The organism is Pseudomonas sp. GW101-3H06 (genome assembly GCF_059424605.1).
Genome location: NZ_JBWKZO010000001.1, coordinates 5,152,983 through 5,177,228 on the forward strand (window position 1 = coordinate 5,152,983; position 24,246 = coordinate 5,177,228).

Annotated in this window: 20 protein-coding genes and 2 pseudogenes; 14 read left to right on the forward strand and 8 right to left on the reverse strand. The window is 59.9% G+C overall.

Going from position 1 to position 24,246, the window contains the following annotated elements; translation table 11 throughout:
* Position 1: 1 nt before the first annotated feature.
* Positions 2 to 583: a cob(I)yrinic acid a,c-diamide adenosyltransferase gene (locus AC07ZE_RS23620; RefSeq protein WP_207266854.1), complete on the forward strand. Its 582-nt coding sequence runs from the start codon at positions 2 to 4 to the stop codon at positions 581 to 583.
* 65 nt (positions 584 to 648) lie between these two features.
* Here AC07ZE_RS23620 and AC07ZE_RS23625 read toward each other — a convergent pair whose 3' ends face one another.
* The 4 genes from AC07ZE_RS23625 to secA form a co-directional block, all read right to left on the reverse strand.
* Complete coding sequence (locus tag AC07ZE_RS23625) at positions 649 to 1,593, reverse strand: Nudix family hydrolase (RefSeq protein ID WP_207266855.1); 945 nt, start codon at positions 1,591 to 1,593, stop codon at positions 649 to 651.
* A complete protein-coding gene (locus AC07ZE_RS23630; protein ID WP_207266856.1) occupies positions 1,590 to 2,222 on the reverse strand; it encodes a glutathione S-transferase family protein in 633 nt (210 codons plus the stop codon). The genes AC07ZE_RS23625 and AC07ZE_RS23630 overlap by 4 nt, the downstream gene beginning before the upstream one ends.
* Positions 2,223 to 2,358: 136 nt before the next feature.
* Complete coding sequence (gene argJ / locus AC07ZE_RS23635; RefSeq protein WP_056852676.1) at positions 2,359 to 3,576, reverse strand: bifunctional glutamate N-acetyltransferase/amino-acid acetyltransferase ArgJ; 1,218 nt, start codon at positions 3,574 to 3,576, stop codon at positions 2,359 to 2,361.
* Positions 3,577 to 3,707: 131 nt separating this feature from the next.
* Complete coding sequence (gene secA, locus AC07ZE_RS23640) at positions 3,708 to 6,443, reverse strand: preprotein translocase subunit SecA (protein WP_207266857.1); 2,736 nt, start codon at positions 6,441 to 6,443, stop codon at positions 3,708 to 3,710.
* A 307-nt stretch (positions 6,444 to 6,750) separates the two neighbouring features.
* Between secA and AC07ZE_RS23645 the strand changes: the two genes are divergently transcribed.
* Positions 6,751 to 7,206 carry a DUF721 domain-containing protein gene (locus tag AC07ZE_RS23645; protein ID WP_095193154.1) on the forward strand — a complete coding sequence of 152 codons (456 nt, stop codon included), beginning with the start codon at positions 6,751 to 6,753 and terminating at the stop codon, positions 7,204 to 7,206.
* A gap of 55 nt (positions 7,207 to 7,261) precedes the next feature.
* Here the strand turns inward: AC07ZE_RS23645 and AC07ZE_RS23650 are convergent, their stop codons facing one another.
* Entirely contained in the window at positions 7,262 to 8,749 is a 1,488-nt protein-coding gene (locus tag AC07ZE_RS23650) for a helicase HerA-like domain-containing protein (RefSeq protein WP_207266858.1), read from the reverse strand.
* A 317-nt stretch (positions 8,750 to 9,066) separates the two neighbouring features.
* Here AC07ZE_RS23650 and AC07ZE_RS23655 point away from each other — a divergent pair.
* The 5 genes and pseudogenes from AC07ZE_RS23655 to gpgF all read left to right on the forward strand — a co-directional run.
* Positions 9,067 to 9,957 (forward strand): annotated as a pseudogene (locus AC07ZE_RS23655) (HAMP domain-containing protein); the annotation flags it as partial.
* A gap of 258 nt (positions 9,958 to 10,215) precedes the next feature.
* Positions 10,216 to 10,812, forward strand: a pseudogene (locus AC07ZE_RS23660) (methyl-accepting chemotaxis protein); the annotation flags it as partial.
* 239 nt (positions 10,813 to 11,051) lie between these two features.
* Positions 11,052 to 12,173 (forward strand): N-acetylglucosaminyl phosphatidylglycerol synthase, encoded by a 1,122-nt coding sequence (gpgS, locus tag AC07ZE_RS23665; RefSeq protein WP_207266860.1) that lies wholly within the window; start codon positions 11,052 to 11,054, stop codon positions 12,171 to 12,173.
* Positions 12,166 to 12,942, forward strand: a complete 777-nt coding sequence (gene gpgD / locus AC07ZE_RS23670) for an N-acetylglucosaminyl phosphatidylglycerol deacetylase (protein WP_207266861.1) — start codon at positions 12,166 to 12,168, stop codon at positions 12,940 to 12,942. The genes gpgS and gpgD overlap by 8 nt, the downstream gene beginning before the upstream one ends.
* On the forward strand, positions 12,939 to 13,934 hold the full coding sequence (gene gpgF / locus AC07ZE_RS23675; protein ID WP_207266862.1) for a glucosaminyl phosphatidylglycerol flippase: 996 nt from the start codon (positions 12,939 to 12,941) through the stop codon (positions 13,932 to 13,934). The genes gpgD and gpgF overlap by 4 nt, the downstream gene beginning before the upstream one ends.
* Here gpgF and AC07ZE_RS23680 read toward each other — a convergent pair.
* Positions 13,921 to 14,097, reverse strand: coding sequence for a hypothetical protein (locus AC07ZE_RS23680; RefSeq protein WP_207266863.1), 177 nt, complete (start codon positions 14,095 to 14,097; stop codon positions 13,921 to 13,923). The two genes, gpgF and AC07ZE_RS23680, sit on opposite strands and share 14 nt — an antisense overlap.
* A gap of 100 nt (positions 14,098 to 14,197) precedes the next feature.
* Positions 14,198 to 15,046: a formyltetrahydrofolate deformylase gene (gene purU / locus AC07ZE_RS23685; RefSeq protein ID WP_207266864.1), complete on the reverse strand. Its 849-nt coding sequence runs from the start codon at positions 15,044 to 15,046 to the stop codon at positions 14,198 to 14,200.
* A gap of 338 nt (positions 15,047 to 15,384) precedes the next feature.
* Between purU and mvaT the strand changes: the two genes are divergently transcribed.
* Positions 15,385 to 15,762 (forward strand): histone-like nucleoid-structuring protein MvaT, encoded by a 378-nt coding sequence (gene mvaT, locus AC07ZE_RS23690; RefSeq protein ID WP_008058684.1) that lies wholly within the window; start codon positions 15,385 to 15,387, stop codon positions 15,760 to 15,762.
* A 100-nt stretch (positions 15,763 to 15,862) separates the two neighbouring features.
* Here mvaT and sbcB read toward each other — a convergent pair whose 3' ends face one another.
* Positions 15,863 to 17,293, reverse strand: a complete 1,431-nt coding sequence (sbcB, locus tag AC07ZE_RS23695) for an exodeoxyribonuclease I (protein ID WP_207266865.1) — start codon at positions 17,291 to 17,293, stop codon at positions 15,863 to 15,865.
* 184 nt (positions 17,294 to 17,477) lie between these two features.
* On the opposite strand from sbcB, the gene AC07ZE_RS23700 reads away from it, so the two are divergent.
* The 6 genes from AC07ZE_RS23700 to AC07ZE_RS23725 are packed head-to-tail and all read left to right on the forward strand — an operon-like array spanning position 17,478 to position 24,209.
* Positions 17,478 to 18,203 (forward strand): RDD family protein, encoded by a 726-nt coding sequence (locus AC07ZE_RS23700; protein ID WP_207266866.1) that lies wholly within the window; start codon positions 17,478 to 17,480, stop codon positions 18,201 to 18,203.
* Positions 18,200 to 19,177, forward strand: a complete 978-nt coding sequence (locus AC07ZE_RS23705; RefSeq protein WP_207266867.1) for a stage II sporulation protein M — start codon at positions 18,200 to 18,202, stop codon at positions 19,175 to 19,177. The genes AC07ZE_RS23700 and AC07ZE_RS23705 overlap by 4 nt, the downstream gene beginning before the upstream one ends.
* Complete coding sequence (locus tag AC07ZE_RS23710; RefSeq protein WP_207266868.1) at positions 19,164 to 20,708, forward strand: DUF4129 domain-containing protein; 1,545 nt, start codon at positions 19,164 to 19,166, stop codon at positions 20,706 to 20,708. The genes AC07ZE_RS23705 and AC07ZE_RS23710 overlap by 14 nt, the downstream gene beginning before the upstream one ends.
* Positions 20,705 to 21,883 carry a DUF4350 domain-containing protein gene (locus AC07ZE_RS23715; RefSeq protein WP_207266869.1) on the forward strand — a complete coding sequence of 393 codons (1,179 nt, stop codon included), beginning with the start codon at positions 20,705 to 20,707 and terminating at the stop codon, positions 21,881 to 21,883. Before AC07ZE_RS23710 ends, AC07ZE_RS23715 begins: the two co-directional genes overlap by 4 nt.
* The gene (locus tag AC07ZE_RS23720; protein WP_207266870.1) at positions 21,880 to 22,881 is read left to right on the forward strand and encodes an AAA family ATPase; all 1,002 of its coding nucleotides are present in this window, start codon (positions 21,880 to 21,882) and stop codon (positions 22,879 to 22,881) included. The genes AC07ZE_RS23715 and AC07ZE_RS23720 overlap by 4 nt, the downstream gene beginning before the upstream one ends.
* The gene (locus AC07ZE_RS23725; RefSeq protein ID WP_207266871.1) at positions 22,878 to 24,209 is read left to right on the forward strand and encodes a DUF58 domain-containing protein; all 1,332 of its coding nucleotides are present in this window, start codon (positions 22,878 to 22,880) and stop codon (positions 24,207 to 24,209) included. The genes AC07ZE_RS23720 and AC07ZE_RS23725 overlap by 4 nt, the downstream gene beginning before the upstream one ends.
* Positions 24,210 to 24,246: the final 37 nt, after the last annotated feature.

A 24,246-nucleotide genomic window follows, 5' to 3' on the forward strand; every position in this document is an offset into this window, starting at 1 on the left:
CATGGGCTTTCGCTTGTCGAAGATTTACACCCGCACCGGCGACAAAGGCGAAACCGGACTGGGCGATGGACGCCGTGTGCCCAAGGATCACCCGCGGATCGAGGCCATTGGTGAAGTCGATACACTGAACAGTCAGGTGGGGGTGTTGTTGGCAGGGTTGACGGCGGAGAGCACCCGGTTTCCGGGGCTGAAGGAAGTGATCGAGGTATTGGCGCCCTGTCAGCACCGGTTGTTTGACCTTGGCGGCGAACTGGCAATGCCGGAATATCAGGCATTGAACGCCGCAGAAATCGAACGTCTGGAAGCGGCGATCGATGTGTGGAATGAAGAACTGGGGCCACTGGAGAACTTCATTTTGCCGGGCGGTTCGCAGCTGATTGCTCAGGCTCACGTTTGCCGCAGCCTGGCACGCAGCGCCGAGCGCCGGTGTCAGCACCTGAATGCGCTGGAGCCGCTGGCCGGGGTGGGGTTGGCGTATATCAATCGGCTTTCGGATTTGTTGTTTGTGGCGGCGAGGTTGATCGCCAGGAGGCAGGGGGTGGCGGAGATTTTGTGGCAACCTGCTGCGAAGCCGCAGGTTTAGTCGGCACCTGTCAGGCACTCATCGCGGGCAAGCCCGCGATGAGTGCCTGACGCATCACCGTAGAATCAAACCTCAGGCCAAAGCGCCCGAATCCCCGCCACACCCTGGGCACCCGCCGCCCAGGCTTTCTGAACCTCTGCCGGGCCTACGCCCCCGAGCAAAAACACCGGTTTGCTGAAGCCCGCGATCAAGGTCGAGGCCTGTTCCCAGCCCAGCGGCTGAGCGCCAGGATGCGTCAGGGTTGGCTGCACCGGCGACAACGTCACGAAGTCCACGCCCATCTCTTCGGCCAGCGCCAGTTCTTCGGCGTTATGACAAGACGCGGCCAACCAGCGCGATGCGGGCAATGGCCGACCGGCAGCCGCGTACTTGCGCAATTGTGCCGAGGTGATGTGCCAGCCGGCGGACGGAAAATCCCCCAGCCACTCGAACGGTCCCTTGATCATCAGCTGCGCCTTGCCGGCGCACAGTCCGACCGCATCCACTGCCAGATCACGGTACTTGGGGTCGTAACCATTCGGCGCGCGTAGCTGGATCAACCTGATACCGCCCGCGATTGCTTTCTGAATCCCCCACAACAAGGCCGGGGTTTCCAGGTCCTCCGGGGTGATCAGGTACTGTTCGGGCAACCGAGCCGCGGCGACGATTGGACGGTTGGCCTCGGGGAACTCGTAACCCGACAATTCACGCGCCGTGACCCAGGCCAACGGCTGACCTTCGGCGCCGTGAGGCTCTCCGGTAAACGCCGAGACTTCCCAGACATCCAGCAACACCTGCTTGTCCGGGTAATCGTGGCGGACCTTGATCAGCGGGCGCGCCGCGCTGACAACGATACCCAGCTCTTCGTGCAGTTCACGGGCCAGTGCGGTTTCGACCGACTCATCGGCCTCCACCTTGCCACCGGGAAACTCCCAGAGGCCGCCCTGGTGCTGAGTGTCGGCACGACGGGCAATGAGGATTTTGCCGCTGCCGTCACGGATAACGGCAGCCGCTACGTGTACTCGTTTCACCGCTCGATCTCCTCCAGTCCGGCCTTCTGCCAAGCCTTGAAGGCTGGCCATTGGTAGAGGGTTTCAACATAGGCTTCGTCGGCTGCCGACAGTTTGACCCGGTAGGTGCGCAGGCGCACGGCGATGGGGGCGAAGAACGCGTCTGCCAACGTTGCACGACCGAACAGATACGGACCGGTTTCGGTGGCGGCGGCTCGGCATTCGGCCCACAGCGCCGACATACGCTCGATATCGGCCTGGACGTCGGCCGGGGTTGGCGACAGCGACGCGTCATGGCTCAGATCGAATGGCATGTTGCCGCGCATGGCGAAAAAGCCGCTGTGCATCTGCGCGCACGCCGAACGCGCCTGGGCACGGGCGGCGATGTCTTCAGGCCACAAGCTCGCTTCGGGGAACTGTTCGGCCAGGTACTCGGCAATCGCCAGGGAGTCGGCGATGGTGCCATGTTCGGTCTTCAACAACGGAACTTTGCCGGTCGGCGAGTGCTTGAGCAGACGCTCACGGGTGTCCGGCTGATTCAGTTTGATCAGTTCTTCGGTGTAGGTAGCGCCGGCCAGATCGAGAGCCAGGGCGCCACGCAGGGACCAGGAGGAAAGCAGTTTGTCGCCGATGATCAGGTGGAGGCTCATGTTCGGGACCTTTTGATAGGGGACAGGCCAGCATCTTCAGTGTCTGGTCGGCCGTTTTCGCGAGCAGGCTTCGCTCCTACAGAAGCACCTTCGCACCTGTGGGAGCGAGCCTGCTCGCGAATGGGGCGACTCGGTCTTACGTACGGTACTCGGCGTTGATCTTCACGTACTCGTGGGACAGGTCGGTGGTCCAGATGGTTTCGCTGCAATCGCCACGACCCAGCTCGATACGGATGGTGATTTCTTCCTGCTGCATCACCGCCGCACCCTGGGCTTCGGTGTAGGTCGCGGCGCGGGCGCCACGGCTGGCAATGCACACTTCTCCGAGGAACACGTCGATCTTGCTCACGTCCAGGTTCGGTACGCCGGCACGACCGACAGCGGCCAGGATGCGGCCCCAGTTCGGATCGGAAGCAAACAGTGCGGTCTTGATCAACGGCGAGTGAGCTACGGTGTAGCCGACGTCCAGACACTCCTGGTGATTGCCGCCACCGTTGACTTCAACGGTGACGAACTTGGTCGCGCCTTCGCCATCGCGAACGATGGCCTGGGCCACGTCCATGCACACTTCGAACACTGCTTGCTTGAGCTTGGCGAATAGCTCCCCTTCGGCGCGAGTGATTTCCGGCAGCGCGGCCTGACCGGTGGCGATCAGCATGCAGCAGTCATTTGTCGAGGTGTCGCCGTCGATGGTGATGCGGTTGAACGACTTGTTGGCGCCGTCCAGCATCAGGTTTTGCAGCACATCGCGGGAGACTTTGGCGTCGGTGGCGATGTAGCCGAGCATGGTCGCCATGTTAGGACGAATCATGCCCGCGCCTTTGCTGATACCGGTGACGGTAATGGTCACGCCATCGTGCTGGAACTGGCGGCTGGCGCCCTTGGGCAGCGTGTCGGTGGTCATGATGCCGGTAGCGGCCGCTTCCCAGTTGTTGACCGACAGGTCGTCGAGGGCCGCTTGCAACGCGCCTTCGATTTTCTCGACCGGCAGCGGCTCGCCGATCACACCGGTGGAATACGGCAGCACCTGGCTGGCATCTACGCCCGTCAGTTCAGCCAGTTTGGCGCAGGTGCGTTCGGCCGCGGCCAGGCCTGGCTCACCGGTACCGGCGTTGGCATTGCCGGTATTGGTCAGCAGGTAACGTACCGGACCTTGCACACGCTGCTTGGCCAGGATCACCGGAGCGGCGCAAAAGGCGTTCAGGGTAAACACGCCAGCGACTGTGGAACCTTCGGCACAGCGCATGACCACGACATCCTTGCGCCCCGGGCGCTTGATACCGGCCGAGGCGATACCGAGTTCAAAACCGGCAACCGGGTGCAACGTTGGCAAAGGACCAAGACCAACAGCCATGAATGAGCTCCTTACAATGATGTCAACACCGCTGCGCTCTTTTTTTTCAAGAAGGCGGTGGTTTAAATGGCAAAACGCCGCGACGGCATGAGCCGGTCGCGGCGCGGGTATATCAGCGTATGAAACGGGTTTTACTGGATCTGCCCGTGGCAATGCTTGAACTTCTTGCCCGAACCGCAGTAGCACAGCTCATTGCGGCCCAGCTTCTGCTCATTGCGTACCGGCGCAGAGGCAAGGGCCACATCGATCTCTTCCCCGTTCGGCTCCACATGCTCAAGGCCAGGCGCTTCTTCGTGGTGGAACTGCATGCGCGCGGCCAGCGCTTCGGCTTCCTGACGCAGACGTGCTTCTTCTTCGATCGGGTCTTCGCGGCGAACCTGAACGTGCGATAGCACACGGATCGAGTCGCGCTTGATCGAATCCAGCAGCTCGGAGAACAGCGTGAACGACTCGCGCTTGTATTCCTGCTTCGGGTTCTTCTGGGCATAACCACGCAGGTGGATGCCGTGGCGCAGGTGATCCATGGTCGACAGATGGTCTTTCCACAGGTCGTCCAGAACGCGCAGAACGATTTGCTTCTCGAAGGTGCGCAGCGCTTCGGCGCCGGCCTGGTCTTCTTTCTCGTTGTACGCTGCCATGAGTTCCTGCATCAGCTTCTCGCGCAGGGTTTCTTCGTACAGGTGATCGTCTTCGTCGAGCCATTTCTGGATCGGCAGTGCCACGCCGAAGTCGCTTTGCAGCGCTGCTTCCAGACCCGCCACATCCCACTGCTCAGGCAACGATTGCGGCGGAATGTGGGCACTGACGGTAGCGTTGAGCACGTCCTGACGGAAATCGGCGATGGTTTCACCGATGTTGTCGGCGGCCAGCAACGTGTTACGCATGTGATAGATCACTTTACGCTGTTCGTTGTTGACGTCGTCGAACTCAAGCAGTTGTTTACGAATGTCGAAGTTGCGGCCTTCAACCTTGCGCTGAGCCTTTTCGATGGCGTTGGTCACCATGCGGTGCTCGATCGCCTCGCCTGGCTGCATGCCCAGGGCTTTCATGAAGTTCTTCACCCGGTCAGAGGCAAAGATGCGCATCAGGCTGTCTTCCAGCGACAGGTAGAAACGGCTGGAACCGGCATCGCCCTGACGACCGGCACGACCACGCAGCTGGTTGTCGATACGGCGCGATTCGTGACGCTCGGAAGCGATCACCTGCAAACCGCCCGACTCCAGCACTTGCTGGTGACGTTTCTGCCAGTCGGCCTTGATCTGGGCGATCTGCTCAGGGGTAGGGTTTTCCAGCGAGGCCACTTCCACTTCCCAGTTGCCGCCCAACAGGATGTCGGTACCACGACCGGCCATGTTGGTAGCGATGGTCAGTGCACCCGGGCGACCGGCCTGGGCGATGATCTCGGCTTCTTTTTCGTGGAACTTGGCGTTCAGAACCTTGTGTTCGATGCCTTCTTTCACGAGCAGGCTGGACATGTGCTCGGAAGTTTCGATGGTTGCAGTACCCACCAGCACCGGACGGCCGGCAGCCATGCTCTCCTTGATGTCATTGACGATCGCTGCGTATTTCTCTTCAGCGGTCAGGAACACCAGGTCGTTGTAGTCTTTACGGGCCAGCGGCTTGTTCGTCGGGATGACGATGACCTGCAGGCCATAGATCTGATGGAACTCGAACGCTTCGGTGTCGGCCGTGCCGGTCATGCCGGACAGCTTGTTGTACAGGCGGAAGTAGTTCTGGAACGTGGTCGATGCCAGGGTCTGGCTTTCGGCCTGGATGTTCAGGTGTTCCTTGGCTTCGATGGCCTGGTGCAGGCCTTCGGACAGGCGACGACCCGGCATGGTACGACCGGTGTGCTCGTCGACCAGCACGACCTGACCGTCCTGTACGATGTATTCGACGTTGCGATGGAACAGCTTGTGCGCACGCAGGCCGGCATAAACGTGAGTCAGCAGGGCCAGGTTGTGCGCCGAGTACAGGCTCTCGCCTTCAGCGAGCAGGCCGAGACGTGTCAGCGAGTCTTCGACGAACTGGTGACCAGCTTCGTTGAGTTCGACCTGACGGGACTTCTCATCGACGGTGTAATGGCCGGCCTTGGTGACTTCGCCTTCGACTTCTTCGACGTGCAATTCCAGCTGCGGGATCAGTTTGTTGATCTCGATGTACAGCTTGGAGCTGTCCTCGGCCTGACCGGAAATGATCAGCGGAGTACGGGCTTCGTCGATGAGGATGGAGTCGACTTCGTCGATCACGGCAAAATTGAGTTCACGCTGGAATTTTTCTTCCAGGCTGAACGCCATATTGTCGCGCAGGTAATCGAAACCGAATTCGTTGTTGGTACCGTAGGTGATATCGGCGGCGTAGGCTGCGCGCTTCTCTTCCGGCGGCTGGAACGGCGTGACCACGCCGACCGTCAGGCCGAGGAATTCATAGAGCGGACGCATCCAGTTGGCGTCACGACGGGCCAGGTAGTCGTTCACCGTCACAACATGCACGCCCTTGCCGGACAACGCGTTGAGGTAAACGCCCAGTGTCGCCACCAGGGTCTTGCCTTCACCGGTGCGCATTTCGGCAATCTTGCCTTCATGCAAGGTCATGCCACCGATCAGCTGGACATCGAAGTGGCGCATACCCATGACGCGCTTACCGGCTTCGCGAGCGACCGCAAAAGCTTCCGGCAACAGCTTGTCGAGGGTTTCCCCTTTGGCGAAGCGGGCCTTGAACTCATCTGTCTTGGCACGCAATTGATCGTCCGAAAGGGCCACCATTTGCTCTTCGAAGGCATTGACGAGTTGCACCGTCTTGAGCATGCGCTTGACTTCACGCTCGTTCTTGCTTCCAAAAAGTTTCTTTAACAAAGGCGCAAACATATCGGCAGGATCTTCCACACTAAAGGGATGGAGGGCGGCCCCGTGAGTCGCCCGAGCAGCCCTCATGGCCGCATGCGAACGAGCATTCTACCCGGAAACGATGGTGAGGAAAGTGGCGTTATTCCACGATGCTGGCACAGCGCTTTGACGGGGCTCACTTAAAATAGGGGCAAATGGCTGAACTTCAAGCCATACAACGCAGAAGTTACTCGTTGATTTAATGGGTAAAGCGCGCGTAATGCAATGGGTCGGGTGCATCCAGTGCTTTCTGCTACCATGGCGGCTCTGTTACTTCAGGTGTCTGATCATGGCATTTCGCCCTCTTACGGCCAGAGCACCCGCCGTCCTGCTTCGCGAAGCCAAGCCGCTCAAAGCCATACTCGGTCACGCCCAACGCCTGGGCCATCTGCAACGTCTGCTGGAGAGCCAACTGCAGCCCGCCGCTCGCGAACACTGCCATGTGGCGTCGTGGCGCGAAGGCAGTTTGTTGCTGATTGTCACCGATGGCCATTGGGCCACCCGCTTGCGCTACCAGCAAAAGCGCCTGCAACGGCAACTGCAGATGTTCGACGAGTTCGCCAGCCTCACGCGAATCCTGTTCAAGGTGCAGCCGCCCACCGTGCAGCACGGTGCGGCCGGGCATACCATGGATTTGTCCAACGATGCGGCGGCGACGATTCAGGCAACGGCCGATGGCATCAGCGATCCTAATCTGCGCGCCGCGCTGGAGCGTTTGGCGGCGCATGCCAGGCCCAAGGCCTGACACTTATCTGATGTGGGAGCGAGCAAGCCTGCACACATTTATTTATACCCACTCGCTATCGGCGCTTACTGCCACCTAGCAACGACCCCATCAACCCGCGCACCAACTGCCGCCCCAATTGATTCGCCGCCTGGCGCATCGCCGATTTCAGCGCCTGCCCCGCCGCCGTGCCGAGAAATTCTCCAGCCTGTTCAGTGAAGCTCGGCTCTTCAGCCGCCGGTTTACCCGGCGCCGCGTCGGGTTCCGGCGCCAGCCCCTTGCGTCCCATCAGCACTTCATAGGCCGACTCGCGATCGATCGGTTTGTCATACCGCCCCTTGAACGGCGAACCGGCGATCAACACGGTGCGTTCCGTCTCGGTCAATGGCCCGATCCGCGACTGTGGCGGCGCCACCAACACCCGCCGGACCATCTCCGGCGTGCCCTTATCCTGCAAGGTGCCGACCAACGCCTCGCCGATGCCAAGCTCCGTGAGTACCGACAATGCATCGAACGCCGGGTTGGGCCGGAAGCCGTCAGCCACGGCGCGCAAGGATTTCTGCTCCTTGGCGGTGAACGCGCGCAAACCATGCTGGATACGCAGACCAAGCTGCGCCAGCACGTCATCGGGCAAGTCGCCCGGCGATTGGGTGACGAAATACACGCCCACCCCTTTGGAGCGGATCAGCCGCACCACCTGCTCCAGACGATCCTGCAAAGCCTTGGGGGTGCCGGTGAACAACAGGTGCGCTTCGTCGAAAAACAGTGCGAGCAGCGGTTTGTCCGCGTCGCCGCGCTCCGGCAACTGCTCGAACAGTTCGGCCAGCAGCCACAGCAGGAAGGTCGCATAGACCTTCGGTGCTTCATGCACCAGACGACTGGCATCAAGCAAATGAATGCGCCCGCGACCCTCTGCCGTCGGTTGCAGGATATCTTCGAGTTGCAACGCCGGTTCGCCGAACAGCGCCTCGGCGCCTTGCTGCTCAAGCGTCGCCAGGCGTCGCAACAAGGCCTGGCTGGAACCGGTGGTCATCAGCGCCGCGTCATCCCCCAACAGTTCCGGGTTGTCCTTGAGGTGAGTGAGCAGCGCCTTCAGGTCCTTGAGGTCCAGCAGCAACAGGCCTTCGCGGTCCGCGACCTTGAAGGCGGCATACAGCGTTGACTGCTGGCTGTCGGTCAGTTCCAGCAAACTGCCGAGCAACAATGGCCCCATTTCGCTCAAGGTCGTGCGCAACGGATGACCGGACTGACCGTGTATGTCCCACAACGTCACCGGATAGGCCGCCGGTTTGTGATTCAGCCAGGGCATCCCGGCGATCCGCTCGGCGATCTTGCCCTGGGGGTTGCCCGCGGCGCCCAGACCGCAGAGGTCACCTTTGATATCGGCGGCGAATACCGCCACGCCGGCATCGCTGAAGGCTTCGGCCATGCGTTGCAGGGTGACGGTCTTGCCGGTCCCGGTCGCACCTGCAATCAAACCGTGGCGGTTGGCCAGGCGCATGGCCTGGGCGATCGACTGCCCCGAAAGATCGGCGCCGATGACGAGTTGCGATGAATCGTGCATTTTGCCACCCATGATTAAACTTTGATCGATCACGGTCGATAACAAAGACTGAAGTGCGTTGATGTTCCGCTAGGGCGAAGACGGAAATATCAACTTGATCTCACCGTCGCCCGTGATGCGTTTCCTTATAAAAGCACGTCGTGGGCATTAAGACCTTATTGGAGCCCCAAGCCATGCATAAAAATATGCGCTTTAGCCATAAGATCCTGCTTGCCGCCGCCCTCATCGTTACTGTCGCCTTCGCCTCATTCACGTTGTACAACGACTATATGCAACGTAATGCCATCCGCAAGGACCTGGATAACTACCTGCAAGAAATGGGTAGCGTGACCGCCAACAACATCCAGACCTGGCTGAACGGACGCAGCCTGTTGATTGAAAACCTCTCACAAAACATCGCGCTGAACGCGCAAATGGACAACATCACCAAACTGCTTGAACAGAATGCAATGACAACCGCTTTCGTGGCGGCTTTTCTGGGCGGCAGCGATGGCACCTTTATCATCCGCCCCACGGTCAAGATGCCGGAAGATTTTGACCCCCGCATCCGCGATTGGTACAAGAGCGCCCAGAGCACCAACGGTCCGGTTCTGACAGAACCCTACATCGATATCGGTACCGGCAAACTGGTCGTCTCCATCGTTCAGAGTGTGTTCGATGAAAGTCAAAACATCGGCGTGGTCGGTGGTGACCTTAGCCTGCAAATGATCACCGACAGCCTGAACGCGCTGGATTTTGGCGGTATGGGGCACGCTTTCCTGGTCAGCGCGGATGGCAAGGTTCTGGTGCACCCTGACAAAGCGCTGGCAATGAAACCACTGGCAGAGGCCTACCCGAAGGATACGCCGCACATCAGCGGCGACTTCAGCGAAGTCCAAGTCGATGGAAAAACCCACATCGTCACATTTACGCCGATCAAAGGGCTGTCTTCCGTTAACTGGTACATCGGCCTGTCGGTGGATAAAGACAAAGCCTTCTCGATGCTCAGTGAATTTCGCGCCTCGGCAGTCTTTGCCACAGCCATCGCGGTAGCGATCATCATCGCCCTGCTGGGCATGCTGATCCGCATCCTGATCCAGCCACTGCACGTGATGACCCGCGCCATGGCCGACATTGCCGACGGAGAAGGCGACCTGACCAAACGTCTGACAATCGTCCATAACGATGAATTTGGCATACTCGGCACCGAGTTCAATCGCTTCGTCGAACGTATCCACGCTTCGATCCGCGAGGTCAGCTCGGCCACCGGGCAGGTCAACGAAGTGGCGCTGCGCGTGGTAGCCGCCTCGAATTCGTCGATGCACAATTGCGACCAGCAGGTCTCGCGCACCAGCAGCGTTGCCGCGGCGATCAACCAGCTTGGCGCCGCCGCCCAGGAAATCGCTCGCAACGCGGCACAAGCCTCGAATCAGGCCAGCGATGCCCGCAGCCTGGCCGAAGATGGCCAGCAAGTGGTGGATCGCAGCATTGTCGCGATGAATCAGCTGTCGAGCATGCTCAGCGCTTCCAGCAGCAACATCGAGTCGCTCAACAGCAAGACCGTGAACATCGGGCAGATCCTCGAAGTGATCACCAGCATCTCCGAGCAAACCAACCTGCTGGCGCTTAACGCCGCCATCGAAGCGGCGCGGGCGGGTGAAGCCGGTCGCGGGTTTGCGGTGGTAGCCGATGAAGTGCGTAACCTGGCACACCGCACCCAGCAATCGGCGCAGCAGGTACAGACCATGATCGAAGAGCTGCAAGTCGGCGCCCGCGAATCCGTCAGCACCATGAGCGACAGCCAGCGCCACAGTCAGGACAGCGTGGAAATCGCCAATCAGGCCGGCGAACGCCTGAGCAGCGTGACACGGCGCATCGGTGAAATCGACGGCATGAACCAGTCGGTGGCCACGGCGACCGAGGAACAGACGGCCGTGGTGGAGTCGATCAATGTCGACATTACCGAAATCAACACGCTGAACCAGGAAGGCGTGGAAAACCTGCAGTCGACGCTGCGCGCCTGTGCTGATCTTGAGCAGCAGGCGGCGCGGTTGAAGCAGTTGGTGGGCAGTTTCCGAATTTAGTGCCCGAACCGGCGACTTCGCGAGCTGGCCGGCTGGCCGGCTGGCTGGCTGGCTCTCACATGCGAATCCAAGTGGACACAGATTGTGTGTACGACCGAGATCCACTGTGGGAGCGAGCCTGCTCTCGAATGCGGTCTGAAATACACCGCAAAAAACCCCGCAGCCTCCCCTCCCACAAAACCCCAACCGAACATCTATTCTTCAGTAAGGTCAACCTAGGAGATCAACGGACCGGAGGGATGTTCATCGTGCATATCGCGGACATAACCATGTTCTACGCCCCCGCCAGCGGTGGCGTGCGCACTTATCTGGATGCCAAACATCATCGCCTGTGCACAAGGTCGGGCATTCGCCACAGTTTGCTGATTCCCGGGCCATCCTTCGGGGAACAGGATGGCATCTACACCGTTCCGGCTCCCGCTCTGCCCTTCGGCAAAGGTTATCGCTTCCCCCTTCGTCTGGCGCCCTGGCGCAATGTCCTCCACGATCTGCAGCCTGATCTGATCGAGGTCGGCGACCCTTATCTCACCGCCTGGGCGGCCCTGGATGCTCGGCGGCAACTGGATGTGCCGGTGATTGGCTTTTATCACTCGGACCTGCCACTGCTTGCCAGTAATCGCATGGGCAACTGGGTCACCCCCAACGTCGAGGCCTATGTCCGCAAACTCTACGGCAACTTCGACCGGGTACTGGCGCCGAGCCGGGTTATGGCTGACAAGCTGACCGGTCTGGGAGTGAGGAATGTATTCGTACAACCCCTGGGTGTCGATTTACAAACTTTTCATCCCGACGCGCGCGACCCCAACCTGCGGACCGAACTGGGTCTGGAGGAGAATACTCATCTGCTGATCTTCGCCGGGCGCGGGTCCAAGGAAAAAAATCTGCCGGTGCTGCTCGACTGCATGGTGCGCTTGGGCCGACGCTATCACTTGCTGCTGGTGGGCTCATCGATGCCGACCGCCGTGCCGGCCAATGTCACCGTCATCGATGAATTCTGCCCGGCCGCGCAAGTCGCCCGCCTGATGGCCAGTGCCGATGCGCTCGTACACGCCGGCGACCAGGAAACCTTCGGTCTGGTGACCCTCGAAGCCATGGCGTGCGGTATTCCGGTCGTGGCCGTGGCAGCTGGCGCGTTTGAGGAAATCATCACCGAACAATGCGGCCTGTTATGTACCCCCAACGATTCCTTGGCCATGGCCAACGCCGTGCGCGAACTGTTCAGCCGGGGTAGCGCAGCCATTGGCCAACAGGCGAGACGCCATGCCGAGCGGCATTACGCCTGGGACTCCGTGGTCAACAGCTTGCTCGGTCACTATCACGCCGTACTCGGCAGCCAATGGCCGCGGGCGGCCAATGGTTGAGCCCATGACTGCACCCAGTCTGCTACTGGTGCTGCACGATGTGGCGCCGCAAACCTGGGCCGATTACCAGCCTTTTGTCAACGCCGTCGACACGCTTGGCGATGTACCGATGACCTGGCTGGTGGTACCGGATTTCCACAAGCACAACGACCTGCAAGCTCATCCGGGGTTTCGCAACCAGCTATCGGCGCGTATCGACAAGGGCGATGAACTGGCACTGCACGGCTACTTCCATTGCGATGACGGACCGATGGCGAACGATCCCCGGGACTGGTTCATGCGCCGGATCTATACCCGAGAAGGTGAGTTTTACGGCCTGTCCCGAGAGGCTGCTTTTGCCCGTTTGCGCGCCGGCATCGAGATGTTCCACCACTATAAGTGGCCATTGCAGGGCTTCGTCGCTCCGGCCTGGCTGATGAGCGAAGGCACGCGGCAGGCCTTGCGCCAACTCCCCTTGACCTATACCAGCGATGCGCAACACCTCTATCGCCTGCCGGACTTCACTGCCGTGGAAGCCCCCGGACTGGTCTGGAGTGCGCGCAGTGCCTGGCGTCGGGGTTTGTCGAAGCTCGTCTGCGATCAACTCGAACAACGCTGGCGGCAAGCGTCGGTGATTCGGCTGGGTCTGCACCCGGTGGATATGCGGTATGAGTTCTCTCGCACCTACTGGTTACAAACCCTCAAGCGTCTGCTCACCGAGGGTCGCGTGCCTATGACAAAGGCGAGCTGGCTGGCATTGCAAAATGACCGCATGGGGCGCGCTGCATGAGCCGCGGGATTCTTTTGCTGATTGCCCTGTTCGCCGCAGTGCTGATTCCCTGGCTGTTGGGTGGCAGCGATACATGGTCGCGACTGAACACCTTTCCTCTGAGTTGGCTGCTGGTGATGTTCGGCATGATCCTGCTGTGCTGGGTGGTCAACACCCTGCGCCTGCGCCTGTTGCTGGGGGATCAGCGCGAAAAGGTAAGCCCGGTCAAAAGCCTGGGCGTGGTAATGGCCGCCGAATTTGCCTATTGCGCCACCCCCGGCGGTAGCGGCGGGCCACTGACCATCATGGCGGTGCTGGCGCGTAATGGCGTGCGTCCGGCCAGGGGCAGTGCCGTGTTCGCCATGGACCAGTTGAGCGACCTGTTGTTTTTCCTCTGTGCCTTGAGCGGGATCCTGATTTATGCGCTGTTCCAGCACCTGAGCCAGCGTATGGAGTGGCTGCTGATCGTCAGTGCCATCTCGATGTTCGGTGGCCTCATCTGTTGCGTGGTGGTGGCCCGCTATCACCGTTTACTGATTCGGCTAAGTGGCCGACTGCTCATTCGTCTCAACGTCCAATCCACCACGCGTATGCGCTGGGCACGAAAACTCCTGCACTTTCTGGCGGCGTTTACCGACACTCTCAAGTTACCGTTTCAGACCTTGATCAAGGTATTTGCCTTGACCTGCCTGCATTGGACTTTGCGCTACAGCGTGCTGTACCTCGCACTGCGAGGGCTTGGCGCGGATTTGCAGTGGGCCTGGTGCTTTCTGATCCAGATGCTGTCTTTGAGTGCGGGACAATTCAGCCTGTTGCCGGGGGGAGCCGGGGCGGCGGAATTGACATCGGCGGCGCTGTTGGCACCCATGGTGGGAAAATCCACGGCGGCCGCAGCGATCCTGATCTGGCGGGCGGTGACCTATTACTTCTATCTGCTGGTGGGCGGGCCGGTGTTTCTCTTGATGCTCGGACGTCCTCTGCTCAAAAAGCTGATGAAGCTCAAGCAGGCTTAGGGGGATCTTCGGGTTCTTGCTGCAACTGTTCCCACAACTGCGCCGCCCCCGGAAATTCCGTGCCATCTTCCGGACTCATGTCATCGGGGTCATACCGGCTCAAACAGCCCTCGCCCAACGTGGCGGGCGCCTTGGAAGTGGCTTTGTCCAGTGGATCGGCCATGGTCATGTCCCCTATTCAGAAACGGCTGCGCAGAAACGGCGAAGGGCCTGCAGCGATTGAACGCCCAGGCCCTTCGAATTTCAACCGTATTGTGCTGCGATCAGAACACCACGGTTTTGTTGCCGTGCACCAGCACCCGGTCTTCCAGGTGATAACGCAGCCCTCGGGCCAGCACCATCTTCTCGACGTCGCGCCCGAAACGTACCATGTCTTCGATGCTATCACTGTGACTGACGCGTACCACGTCCTGTTCGATGATCGGACCGGCATCCAGCTCTTCGGTCACATAGTGGCAGGTCGCACCGATCAACTTCACACCACGCATGGACGCCTGGTGATACGGCTTGGCACCGACGAACGACGGCAGGAAGCTGTGGTGAATGTTGATGACCTTATGTGCATATTCGCTGCACAGTTCGGGCGGCAGGATCTGCATGTAGCGGGCCAGTACCACGACTTCGGCATCGTGCTGTTTCACCAGACGCGAGACTTCGGCGAACGCCGGCTCCTTGTCCTGCGGATTGACCGGCACGTGGTAGTACGGAATGCCGTGCCATTCGACCATGCTGCGCAGATCGTCATGGTTGGAAATCACGCAGGCGATCTCGCAGTCCAGTTCATCGCTGTGCCAGCGATGCAGCAAGTCGGCCAGACAGTGGGACTCACGACTGGCCATCAACACAACGCGCTTTTTCTGCGCGGTATCGGTGATGCGCCAGTCCATCGAGAACTCCTTGGCAATCGGAGCAAAGGCTTCGCGCAAGGCTTCGATACCAAATGGCAGCGAGTCCGCACGAATTTCGTGACGCATGAAGAACCAGCCGCTGAGATTGTCCGAGTGATGGCTCGCTTCAGTGATCCAGCCGTTATGTGACGCCAGAAAGTTACTGACTTTAGCAACGATACCGACGCGGTCCGGGCAAGAAATCACCAACCGAAAGGTGCGCATGAGGGGGAAACTCCAGAACTTCGCAAAGGCCGCCATTCTAGCGATTACGCAGCAAAACTGCAGTATTGATCAGGCGGCGCCTTGCCCGATGGCACGCAACCCGTGCTTTGGCAGCTTTCGAGGCCTGCGAGGTGGCAGTGTTGTTTGTCTTCTACCAGCAATCAATTGTGAACATCTGTAGCGACCGCTTCGAACTATTTAACAGCGCATCCAATGCGAGCCGAAATCACCGTAATTAAATTAAATAAACCCCGGTTAAATGTTTACTTGATGAAACACCCTGACTATTATTGCCGCACTGTCCCCTGCCATCCCGCTTCCTACATAAGGTAGTAATCATGTCCTTGATCAACGAATATCGCGCCACCGAAGAAGCAATCAAAGAGCTGCAAGCCCGTTTGAAGAATCTGTCCCAAGACGACAAACTGCAAACCGAGCTGGAATTCGAAGGCAAACTGCGCACCCTGATGGGCGAATACTCCAAGTCCCTGCGTGACATCATCGCGTTGCTGGATCCTGAAGCCAAAACCAAGGCACCACGCGGCGGCGCAGTAAAAACTACCGGCACCAAGCGTGCCCGCAAAGTTAAACAATACAAAAACCCGCACAACGGCGAAGTCATCGAAACCAAAGGTGGCAACCACAAGACTCTGAAAGAGTGGAAAGCCAAGTGGGGCGGTGACGTGGTTGAAGGCTGGGCTACCCTGCTGGGCTAAGCCACAGAGCCTGTCGCAGATAAATACGCGACAAAAAATAACGCCAGCATAATGCTGGCGTTTTTTTATGCCCGACGTTCTACCCCGCCCGTTTTCGATTTCAAAGATTCAAACGTTTGCGCAAGTCCTGAACATATTCGCTCCATTGGTCGAGCACCTCTTGCTGAAACGATGTCGCTGTAAGCGCCAATTGGGCTGCGGCCTCTATGAAACTTTCAACGGTATTGGGCGCTCCCCACTCAGGGTCTGACAAACGTTTCTGACAGAATATTCGCCAACGCTCTTGCTCTTCGAAACTCAACGTGTCGGAAAAGTTACGTGCGCGATATCGAAACAATAACTCTGGCAAACGTTCATCATCGAAAGGCCACTGGGGCTGCGCTAATTGCGCCGGATCGACCGTACGGACTTGTTCGCATAGCCGCCGATCGCGGTCACCGATAAATCCGTCGTATAACTGTTGTTCAGGATCCTGGCTGAAGGAAAACTCCTCTCGGGCATAAACCCCTGCAACTTTATCCTGCCAAACTTTCGCCGCGTCATTTAGCCGCAGTGCGCGCTGCCGATACAGCGCCATGTCCAGCCCCAGGCGCTGCTGATCTTCCGGGCGAAGTACGGCCAACGGTGCCACCACCGGGCATTTATTGATGTGAATGAGCTTGAGCGGTACCGGCAACTCACCTTCGGCCAGATCATCACGGCGGGTGTACAAACGCTGGCGCAGGGTTTCGGCATCCAGATCCAGCAAGCCCTGCGGATCGAGGTGCAGGTCACAGACAATCAATGCGTTCTTGTTGCGCGGGTGCCATGCCAAAGGCAGCACTACGCCGATGTAGTTTCGCGCCGCGGAAAACCGCCCGGACACATGCACCATCGGTTGCAGCAGGCGGATCTGATCCAGCACCTTCTGTTTGCTGCGTAACTGAAACAGCCAGTCATACAGTTTCGGCTGTTTATCACGAATCAAACGCGCAAGGGCGATGGTGGCGCGAACATCGGACAGCGCTTCGTGAGCATTACCATGATCGATCCCGTTGGCGGCAGTCAGGCGCTCCAGCTTGAGCGTCACCCGCCCTTCGTCGTCCGTCGGCCATACAATCCCGTCAGGACGCAAGGCGTACGCGGCACGCACCACGTCGATCAAATCCCAGCGACTGTTGCCGCCCTGCCACTCTCGCGCGTAAGGGTCGAAAAAGTTGCGGTAAAGGCTATAGCGGGTCATCTCGTCGTCGAAACGCAGGGTGTTGTATCCCGCTCCACAAGTACCTGGGGCCGCCAGCTGGGCATGCACCCGGGTCATGAAATCGGCTTCGCTCAGACCTTGCTCGGACAGGCGACCGGGCGTAATGCCGGTAATCGCACAGGCCGCCGGGTGCGGCAGGATGTCGTCACTGGGCTGGCAATAGAGATTGACCGGTTCATCTATTTCATTGAGATCGAAGTCAGTACGCAGCCCCGCCATTTGCAGGGGGCGATCGCAACGGGGGTTGATGCCCGTCGTTTCATAGTCGTACCAGAAGATAGAGGTCACGGGCTAATCCTGAACTGTAGATCGGCGAAGTCTAGGCGTTCACGTCCCGATCCGGCCAGCAATCTTGTCATTCAATCACCTCTGCCTTAGTACCGCGTAATACATAGTTATGTCGTTTCTCCCGGCGAGGCTGCTAGCATCGGGGGACGAGACAATCCCGATCAGGCCACATATCAGGTTGCCCATGCTCGAGACCGCGGCACTGCCAAGGAAAGCGACGCTGTTCCCGCCACTGGATACGCGTTACCAGGTCGAGACGCCGGAAGGCATCGATCTGCCACTGCGCCCGGCCGGGTTGATGGTACGTGCGCTGGCGTTCTCCATCGATCTGGTGTTGCGCGGCTTGATCCTCGGCCTGTTATTCACTGTCCTGGCGATGCTGGGAAAACTCGGCGCGGGGCTCGGTTCGCTGCTGATCTTCGGCGTGAGCTGGTGGTACATGGTGCTGTTCGAAGTCCTCAATCAGGGCCGCTCACCGGGCAAGCAATGGATGGGCCTGCGTGTCGTGCAGGACGATGGCACCCCCATCGGCTGGTCAGCGTCACTACTGCGCAACCTGCTGCGCTTTGTTGACCTGCTGCCATTCGGTTACTTCCTTGGGGCGATCAGTTGCCTGCAACATCCCGGCTTCAAGCGTCTGGGCGATATCACCGCCGGTACGCTGGTGATCTACCGTGAACAACCACTCACCCGACCGCAACTTCCGCCCGCCCAGCCGCGTCGTCCGGTTTTTACCCTGACATTGATCGAACAACGGGCCATCCTTGGTTTCGCCGAACGCCAGGCGGAACTGTCCGATGCCAGGGTCAATGAACTGGCATCGATCCTTGCCAAGCCGCTGCAGGTACCAGCGCCACAGGCCGTTGCCGAACTGAACGGCATCGCCCGTGGCCTGTTGGGTCCGACATGAAGCAAAGTCTTTTTGAACATCGGCACATGGCCGAATGGGAGCAATTCGACGGCCTGCTGGAACGGCTGGAGCGAGACAGGAACGCCACCGGGGTCGACAGTTTTCCCGGCGATTATCGGCGCATCTGCCAACACCTGGCGCTGGCTCGGGAACGCGGCTACAGCAGTTTTCTCATCGACTCATTGCAGCAACTAGTCCTGCGTGGGCATCAACAGCTGTATCGGCATCGCAGCCGACTGGGCGCCCATGTGCTGGCGTTCATCCTCGCGGACTTCCCCCGTCTGGTACGCGAACAGTGGCGTTTCGTACTCGCCGCCAGCCTGATGTTTTTCGGCAGTCTGATCGGCATCGGGTTGCTGGTTTATCTGTTCCCGGACCTGGTCTACAACCTGATTCCGGCCGAGCAAGTCAGCGAAATGCAAAGCATGTACGACCCCGAGGCCGGTCACCTGGGGCGCTCGGCAGAACGGGCGGCCAGCGAAGACTGGGTGATGTTCAGCTACTACATCATGCACAACATCGGGATCGCCTTTCAGACCTTCGCCAGCGGTTTGCTGTTTGGCCTGGGCAGCGCGTTTTTCCTGTTTTACAACGGCTTGATCATCGGTGCGGTGGCCGGTCATCTGACGCAGATCGGCTACGGACAGACCTTCTGGTCTTTCGTGATCGGCCATGGCGCCTTCGAACTGAGCGCCATCGCCCTGGCCGGAGCCGCCGGCCTGCAACTGGGCTGGGCCTTGATTGCACCGGGCCGCCTGGCCCGTGCCGAGGCCTTGCTTCTGGCGGCACGCAAGAGTGTGCTGCTGATTTGTGGGGTCATGCTGTTTCTGCTGATCGCGGCGTTTATCGAAGCCTATTGGTCATCGATGACGGCACCCACGCCCCTGACCAAGTACCTGGTCGGGGCAGCGCTCTGGCTGCTGGTCGCGGCTTATCTGCTGTTTGCCGGACGGACCCGCCATGCGCCTGAGTGATGCCAGTGTGGTGATCCGCCCACGCCCCACCTGGGAAGCCATGGACCTGGGCGTGCTGTTGAGCCAGCGCCACCGGCGCCTGCTGATGACCAGCTGGGCCATGGTGACCTTGCCGGCCTTTGCCCTGCTGACCTGGCTACTGTGGGAGTCGCCCTCCCTGGCCGTGTTTATCTTCTGGTGGCTGAAACCGGCCTTCGAGCGCCTGCCGCTGTACATCCTGTCCAAGTCCCTGTTCGGTGAAACGCCCACGCTGAAACAGGCCCTCTATCAATGGCCACGACTGCTCAAGCCACAACTGCTGGCCAGTCTGACCTGGCGCCGGCTGAGCCTGAGTCGCAGCTTTCTGCTGCCGGTGGTGCAGCTCGAAGGCCTGGCGGGTGAGGCACGACAGCAGCGTCTGCAGGTGTTGTTGCAGCGCGACGCCAGCGCGGCGCGATGGCTGACGCTGATAGGCGTACACCTGGAAACCGCGCTGTGGATCGCACTGATGTTGCTGTTCTATTTGCTTCTGCCGCAACACGTGGCCCTTGACTGGAGCTGGCAGTCGCTGATGACCGCCGCCACGCAGGACTGGCGCTGGCTGGAGCACCTGACCAACGCGTTTTACGCCTTGGTGCTGGTGGTATGGGAGCCTATTTATGTGGCCTGTGGCTTCAGCCTTTATCTGAACCGGCGTACGGTGCTGGAAGCCTGGGACATCGAACTGGTGTTCCGTCGATTGCGCCAACGCTTGAGCAGCTCAGCTGTCGCACTGCTGCTGGCGGTGATTTTGCTGGTGCCAAGCGGGCAAAACGTCTGGGCCGCAGAACCAATCGTGACACCCGACAGTCCGCGCTTGCTGGAGCAGCCACTGACCAGCCAGGCGTCCCGGGACAGCATCAAGACGATCCTCGATCAGCCACCGTTCAAGAACAAGGAAACGGTCACCCGCTATCGATTCGGCGATGACAACTCCACTACCGAAACACCGGACGACAGCAAGATTGCGCAATGGCTCAAGGCGTTGTTCGACCTGTTTGACAGTCAGCGCTTGGGAGCCGTGACCGCGCTGATTGAAGTTTTGCTGTGGGGGATCGTAATCGCCGCCGTCGGCCTGTTGATCTGGCGTTACCGCGACTGGTTACAGGCTTTCGTCAGCCGTCGCCCAAACCGTGGCAAAAAAATCGCGCAACCGATGCCGCAGCAAGCGTTCGGTCTGGACCTCAACCGCGAAACCTTGCCCGCCGATATCGCCGCCAGCGCCGAAAGTCTCTGGCAAAGCCACCCTCGGGAAGCGCTCGGATTGCTCTATCGCGCCTTGCTCAGCCATTTGTTGCACGACTTCGGCATCACGCTGAAAGCCGCCGACACCGAAGGCCAGGTGCTGGAACGCGTCGAGCAATTGCAACAACCGGCCCTGCTGGCGTTCAGCCAAAACCTGACCCGACACTGGCAGAACATGGCCTACGGGCATCGCCTGCCCCCCATGAATTCACAGCGGGAACTGTGTGACGGCTGGCGCGCCTTGTTCGGCCCGGGGGCAGGCCGTTGAGCCGGCGTACCTGGCCATTGATGCTCGGCGTCTTGATCGCCGTGCTGCTGGCGGCGCTGAGTACCTGGCTGTATCTCAAGGCCACGCCCTACCCGGCTGAAATCGACCATGGCCCCTCGCCGGAAGCCCAGGCCAACCCCTATCTGGCCGCTGAACATTTTCTGCGCAAACAAGGCCTGACCGTCAGCCACGCCAACAGTCTCGACATCCTGCCCAGCCTGGAGCCGCATCAGCACAGCCTGCTGTTGCTGGGGGACCGCTACAACATGACGCCCCGGCAAATAGATCAAGTGATGAACTGGGCCAGGGCCGGTGGACGACTGTTGTTCGTTGCCCAGTCGTTGTGGGATGAAAAGACCGGGCAGAGTAACGACCGGTTGCTCGACCGGGTGCAACTGCACCAATCCTTGGGCAAAGACCTCAAGGACCCGCCACCCGACAACCAAAACGGCAGCGCCAACGACCCCTACCCGAAACTGACCAAGCTGTATCTGGAAAACGAGGACGCGCCAGCCTACGCGACCTTTGACACTGCGTTCCATCTCGAAGACCCGAAGAATCTCGCCCAGGCCTGGGCCAACAGCGGCAAGGCCACGCACATGATGCAGCTCAGCCATGGGCTGGGTTCAATCATCGTGGTGACCGACGCCGATCTGTGGAAAACCCCGGCCATTGATCAGTACGACAACGCCTGGTTGCTCTGGTATCTGACGGCGGACACCCACGTGACCCTGCTGTACGACACCGAACACGACAGTCTGTGGACGTTGTTGCTGCGCTACTTCCCCCAGGCGCTGGGCGCCTTGATTGCCCTGATCGGCCTGGGTTTCTGGCATGTCGGTGTGCGTCACGGGCCGATACAGGCACCCCCTTCGAAAGCGCGTCGGCAACTGCAGGAGCACCTGCGTGCCAGTGCCGACTTCATGTGGCGTCGCAACGGTCAACACAATCTGCTGCAAGGGCTGCAGCAAGACATTCTGCGCCGTGTCCGCCGTCGTCATCCCGGTTATGACCAACTCGGTGTCACCGAACAATGGCTGGTGCTTGCACGCCTGACTGGCCAACCCACACTCGCTATCAGCCAGGCCATGGGGCCACGCCCGAAACAGCGGTTTACGAGCGCTGAATTCAGCCGTCAGGTCGCCCAACTGCAAACCTTGAGGAACGCCTTATGAGTGAATCGATCGAACCCGATGCCCCCAGCCATGCCGCTCAACAACGTCAACGCGCCAGCCAATTGGCACGAGCCATACGTGGCGAACTGCAAAAGGCCGTAATCGGCCAGAACAGTGTGATCGATGACGTACTCACGGCTTTGATTGCCGGTGGCCACGTGTTGCTCGAAGGTGTACCCGGGCTGGGCAAGACCTTGCTTGTGCGGGCGCTGGCGCGATGCTTCGGTGGCGAATTCGCGCGCATTCAGTTCACTCCGGATTTGATGCCCAGCGATGTCACCGGCCATGCGGTGTACGACTTGCAGACCGAGCAATTCAAACTGCGCAAAGGTCCGCTGTTCACCCACCTGTTGCTGGCCGACGAAATCAACCGCGCCCCGGCGAAAACCCAGGCTGCACTGCTCGAAGCCATGCAGGAGCGTCAGGTGACCCTCGAAGGCCGCGCCCTGCCCATCCCGCAACCGTTCATGGTACTGGCCACGCAAAACCCTATCGAACAGGAAGGCACCTACCCGCTGCCGGAAGCCGAACTGGATCGTTTCATGCTCAAGGTGCGCATGGATTACCCGGACGCCGAGCAGGAATTGAACATGGTGCGCCAGGTCAGTCGCTCGACCCGCGCCGACATGCTCGACGTCCAGCCATTGCGCACGGTTTTGCAAGCCAAGGATGTGCTGGCCTTGCAGCGCATTGCCAGTGACCTGCCGCTGGATGATCAGGTGCTCGATTACGCCGTGCGCCTGGCCCGCACCACCCGCAGCTGGCCAGGGCTGACCTTGGGTGCCGGCCCACGGGCCTCGATTGCGCTGGTGCGTTGCGCAAGGGCGCGGGCCTTGTTGCGTGGTGGCGAGTTCGTGATTCCGGATGACATAAAAGGCTGCGCGCTGGCCGTGCTGCGTCATCGTGTGCGTATCGCACCGGAGCTGGACATTGAGGGGCTTGAGATCGATCACGTGCTGCGGCAACTGCTCGATCAAGTGCCGGCGCCGCGCCTGTGAAACCCACTCGCCTGCTCCTGCTCTGGCTCGCGGTGCTGCTGGTCATCGGCACCATGCTGGGCGCCTTGCAGGCGTTGGGTTTCGTGTTGCCTGCGTACCTGTCGCGAATCAACTGGAGTCTGCTGTTGGCGCTACTGGCCCTGGCGTTTCTCGATGCTATCCGCCTCAAACGCCTGCCCTCTCCCCGTGTGCAACGGCACCTGCCCGGCAGTCTGGCCTTGGGGCGCTGGAGTGAAATAACGCTGGAGGTTGAACATGATTTTACTCAACCTCTGGACCTGGAACTCTTCGACCATGTGCCGGAGGGCCTGAGCTTTGAAAACCTGCCTCTATCGGTGTCATTGCAGCCCGGCCAGCACAACCAGAGTATTTATCGCCTGCGCCCGCTCAAACGCGGTCACTTCAGTTTCGAACACTGCGAAGTCCACCTGCCAGGCCCATTGGGTCTCTGGACAGACAAGCGTGTGCTGAGCCTGACTGACGATACCCGCGTCTATCCCGACTTCGCCCGCCTCTATGGCGGTCAACTGCTGGCCGTGGATAACTGGCTCAGCCAGCTCGGCGTACGCCAGCGCCAACGCCGTGGTCAGGGACTGGAATTTCATCAGCTGCGCGAGTTTCGCGAAGGCGACAGCCTGCGGCAGATCGACTGGAAAGCCACTGCCCGCCAACGCACACCTATTGCCCGGGAATATCAGGACGAGCGCGACCAGCAGATCATTTTCATGCTCGACTGCGGCCGCCGCATGCGCAGCCAGGACGGTGAACTGGCGCATTTCGATCATGCGCTCAATGCCTGCCTGCTGTTGAGTTACGTCGCGTTGCGCCAGGGCGATGCGGTGGGGCTGAGCACGTTCGCCAGCGAACAACCGCGCTACCTCGCCCCGGTCAAAGGCAGCGGGCAACTCAATGTTCTGCTCAACACGGTCTACGACCTGAACAGCAGCCAGCGCAGCGCCGACTATCAAGCTGCCACCACCCACCTGCTCGCCCGGCAAAAGCGCCGGGCGTTGGTGGTACTGGTGACCAACCTGAGGGATGAGGACGATGAAGAACTGCTCACGGCGGTCAAACGATTGAGTACGCAGCATGTGGTGCTGGTCGCCAGTTTGCGTGAGGAAGTTCTCGACCACCTGCGTGAAACTCCGGTGCAGACATTGCCCGAGGCACTGGTCTATTGCGGCACGGTGGGTTATTTGAATGCACGGGCAGAACTTCATGAGCGGTTAAGTGCGCATGGGGCTCCGGTGCTGGATACGCGACCCGAGGAATTGGGTACGCAACTGGTAACGCGGTACCTGAGCTGGAAACGTAGCGGCAGTGTTTGATTTGCCGTTCGGATGATCATCGTCGGCAATGACGCCT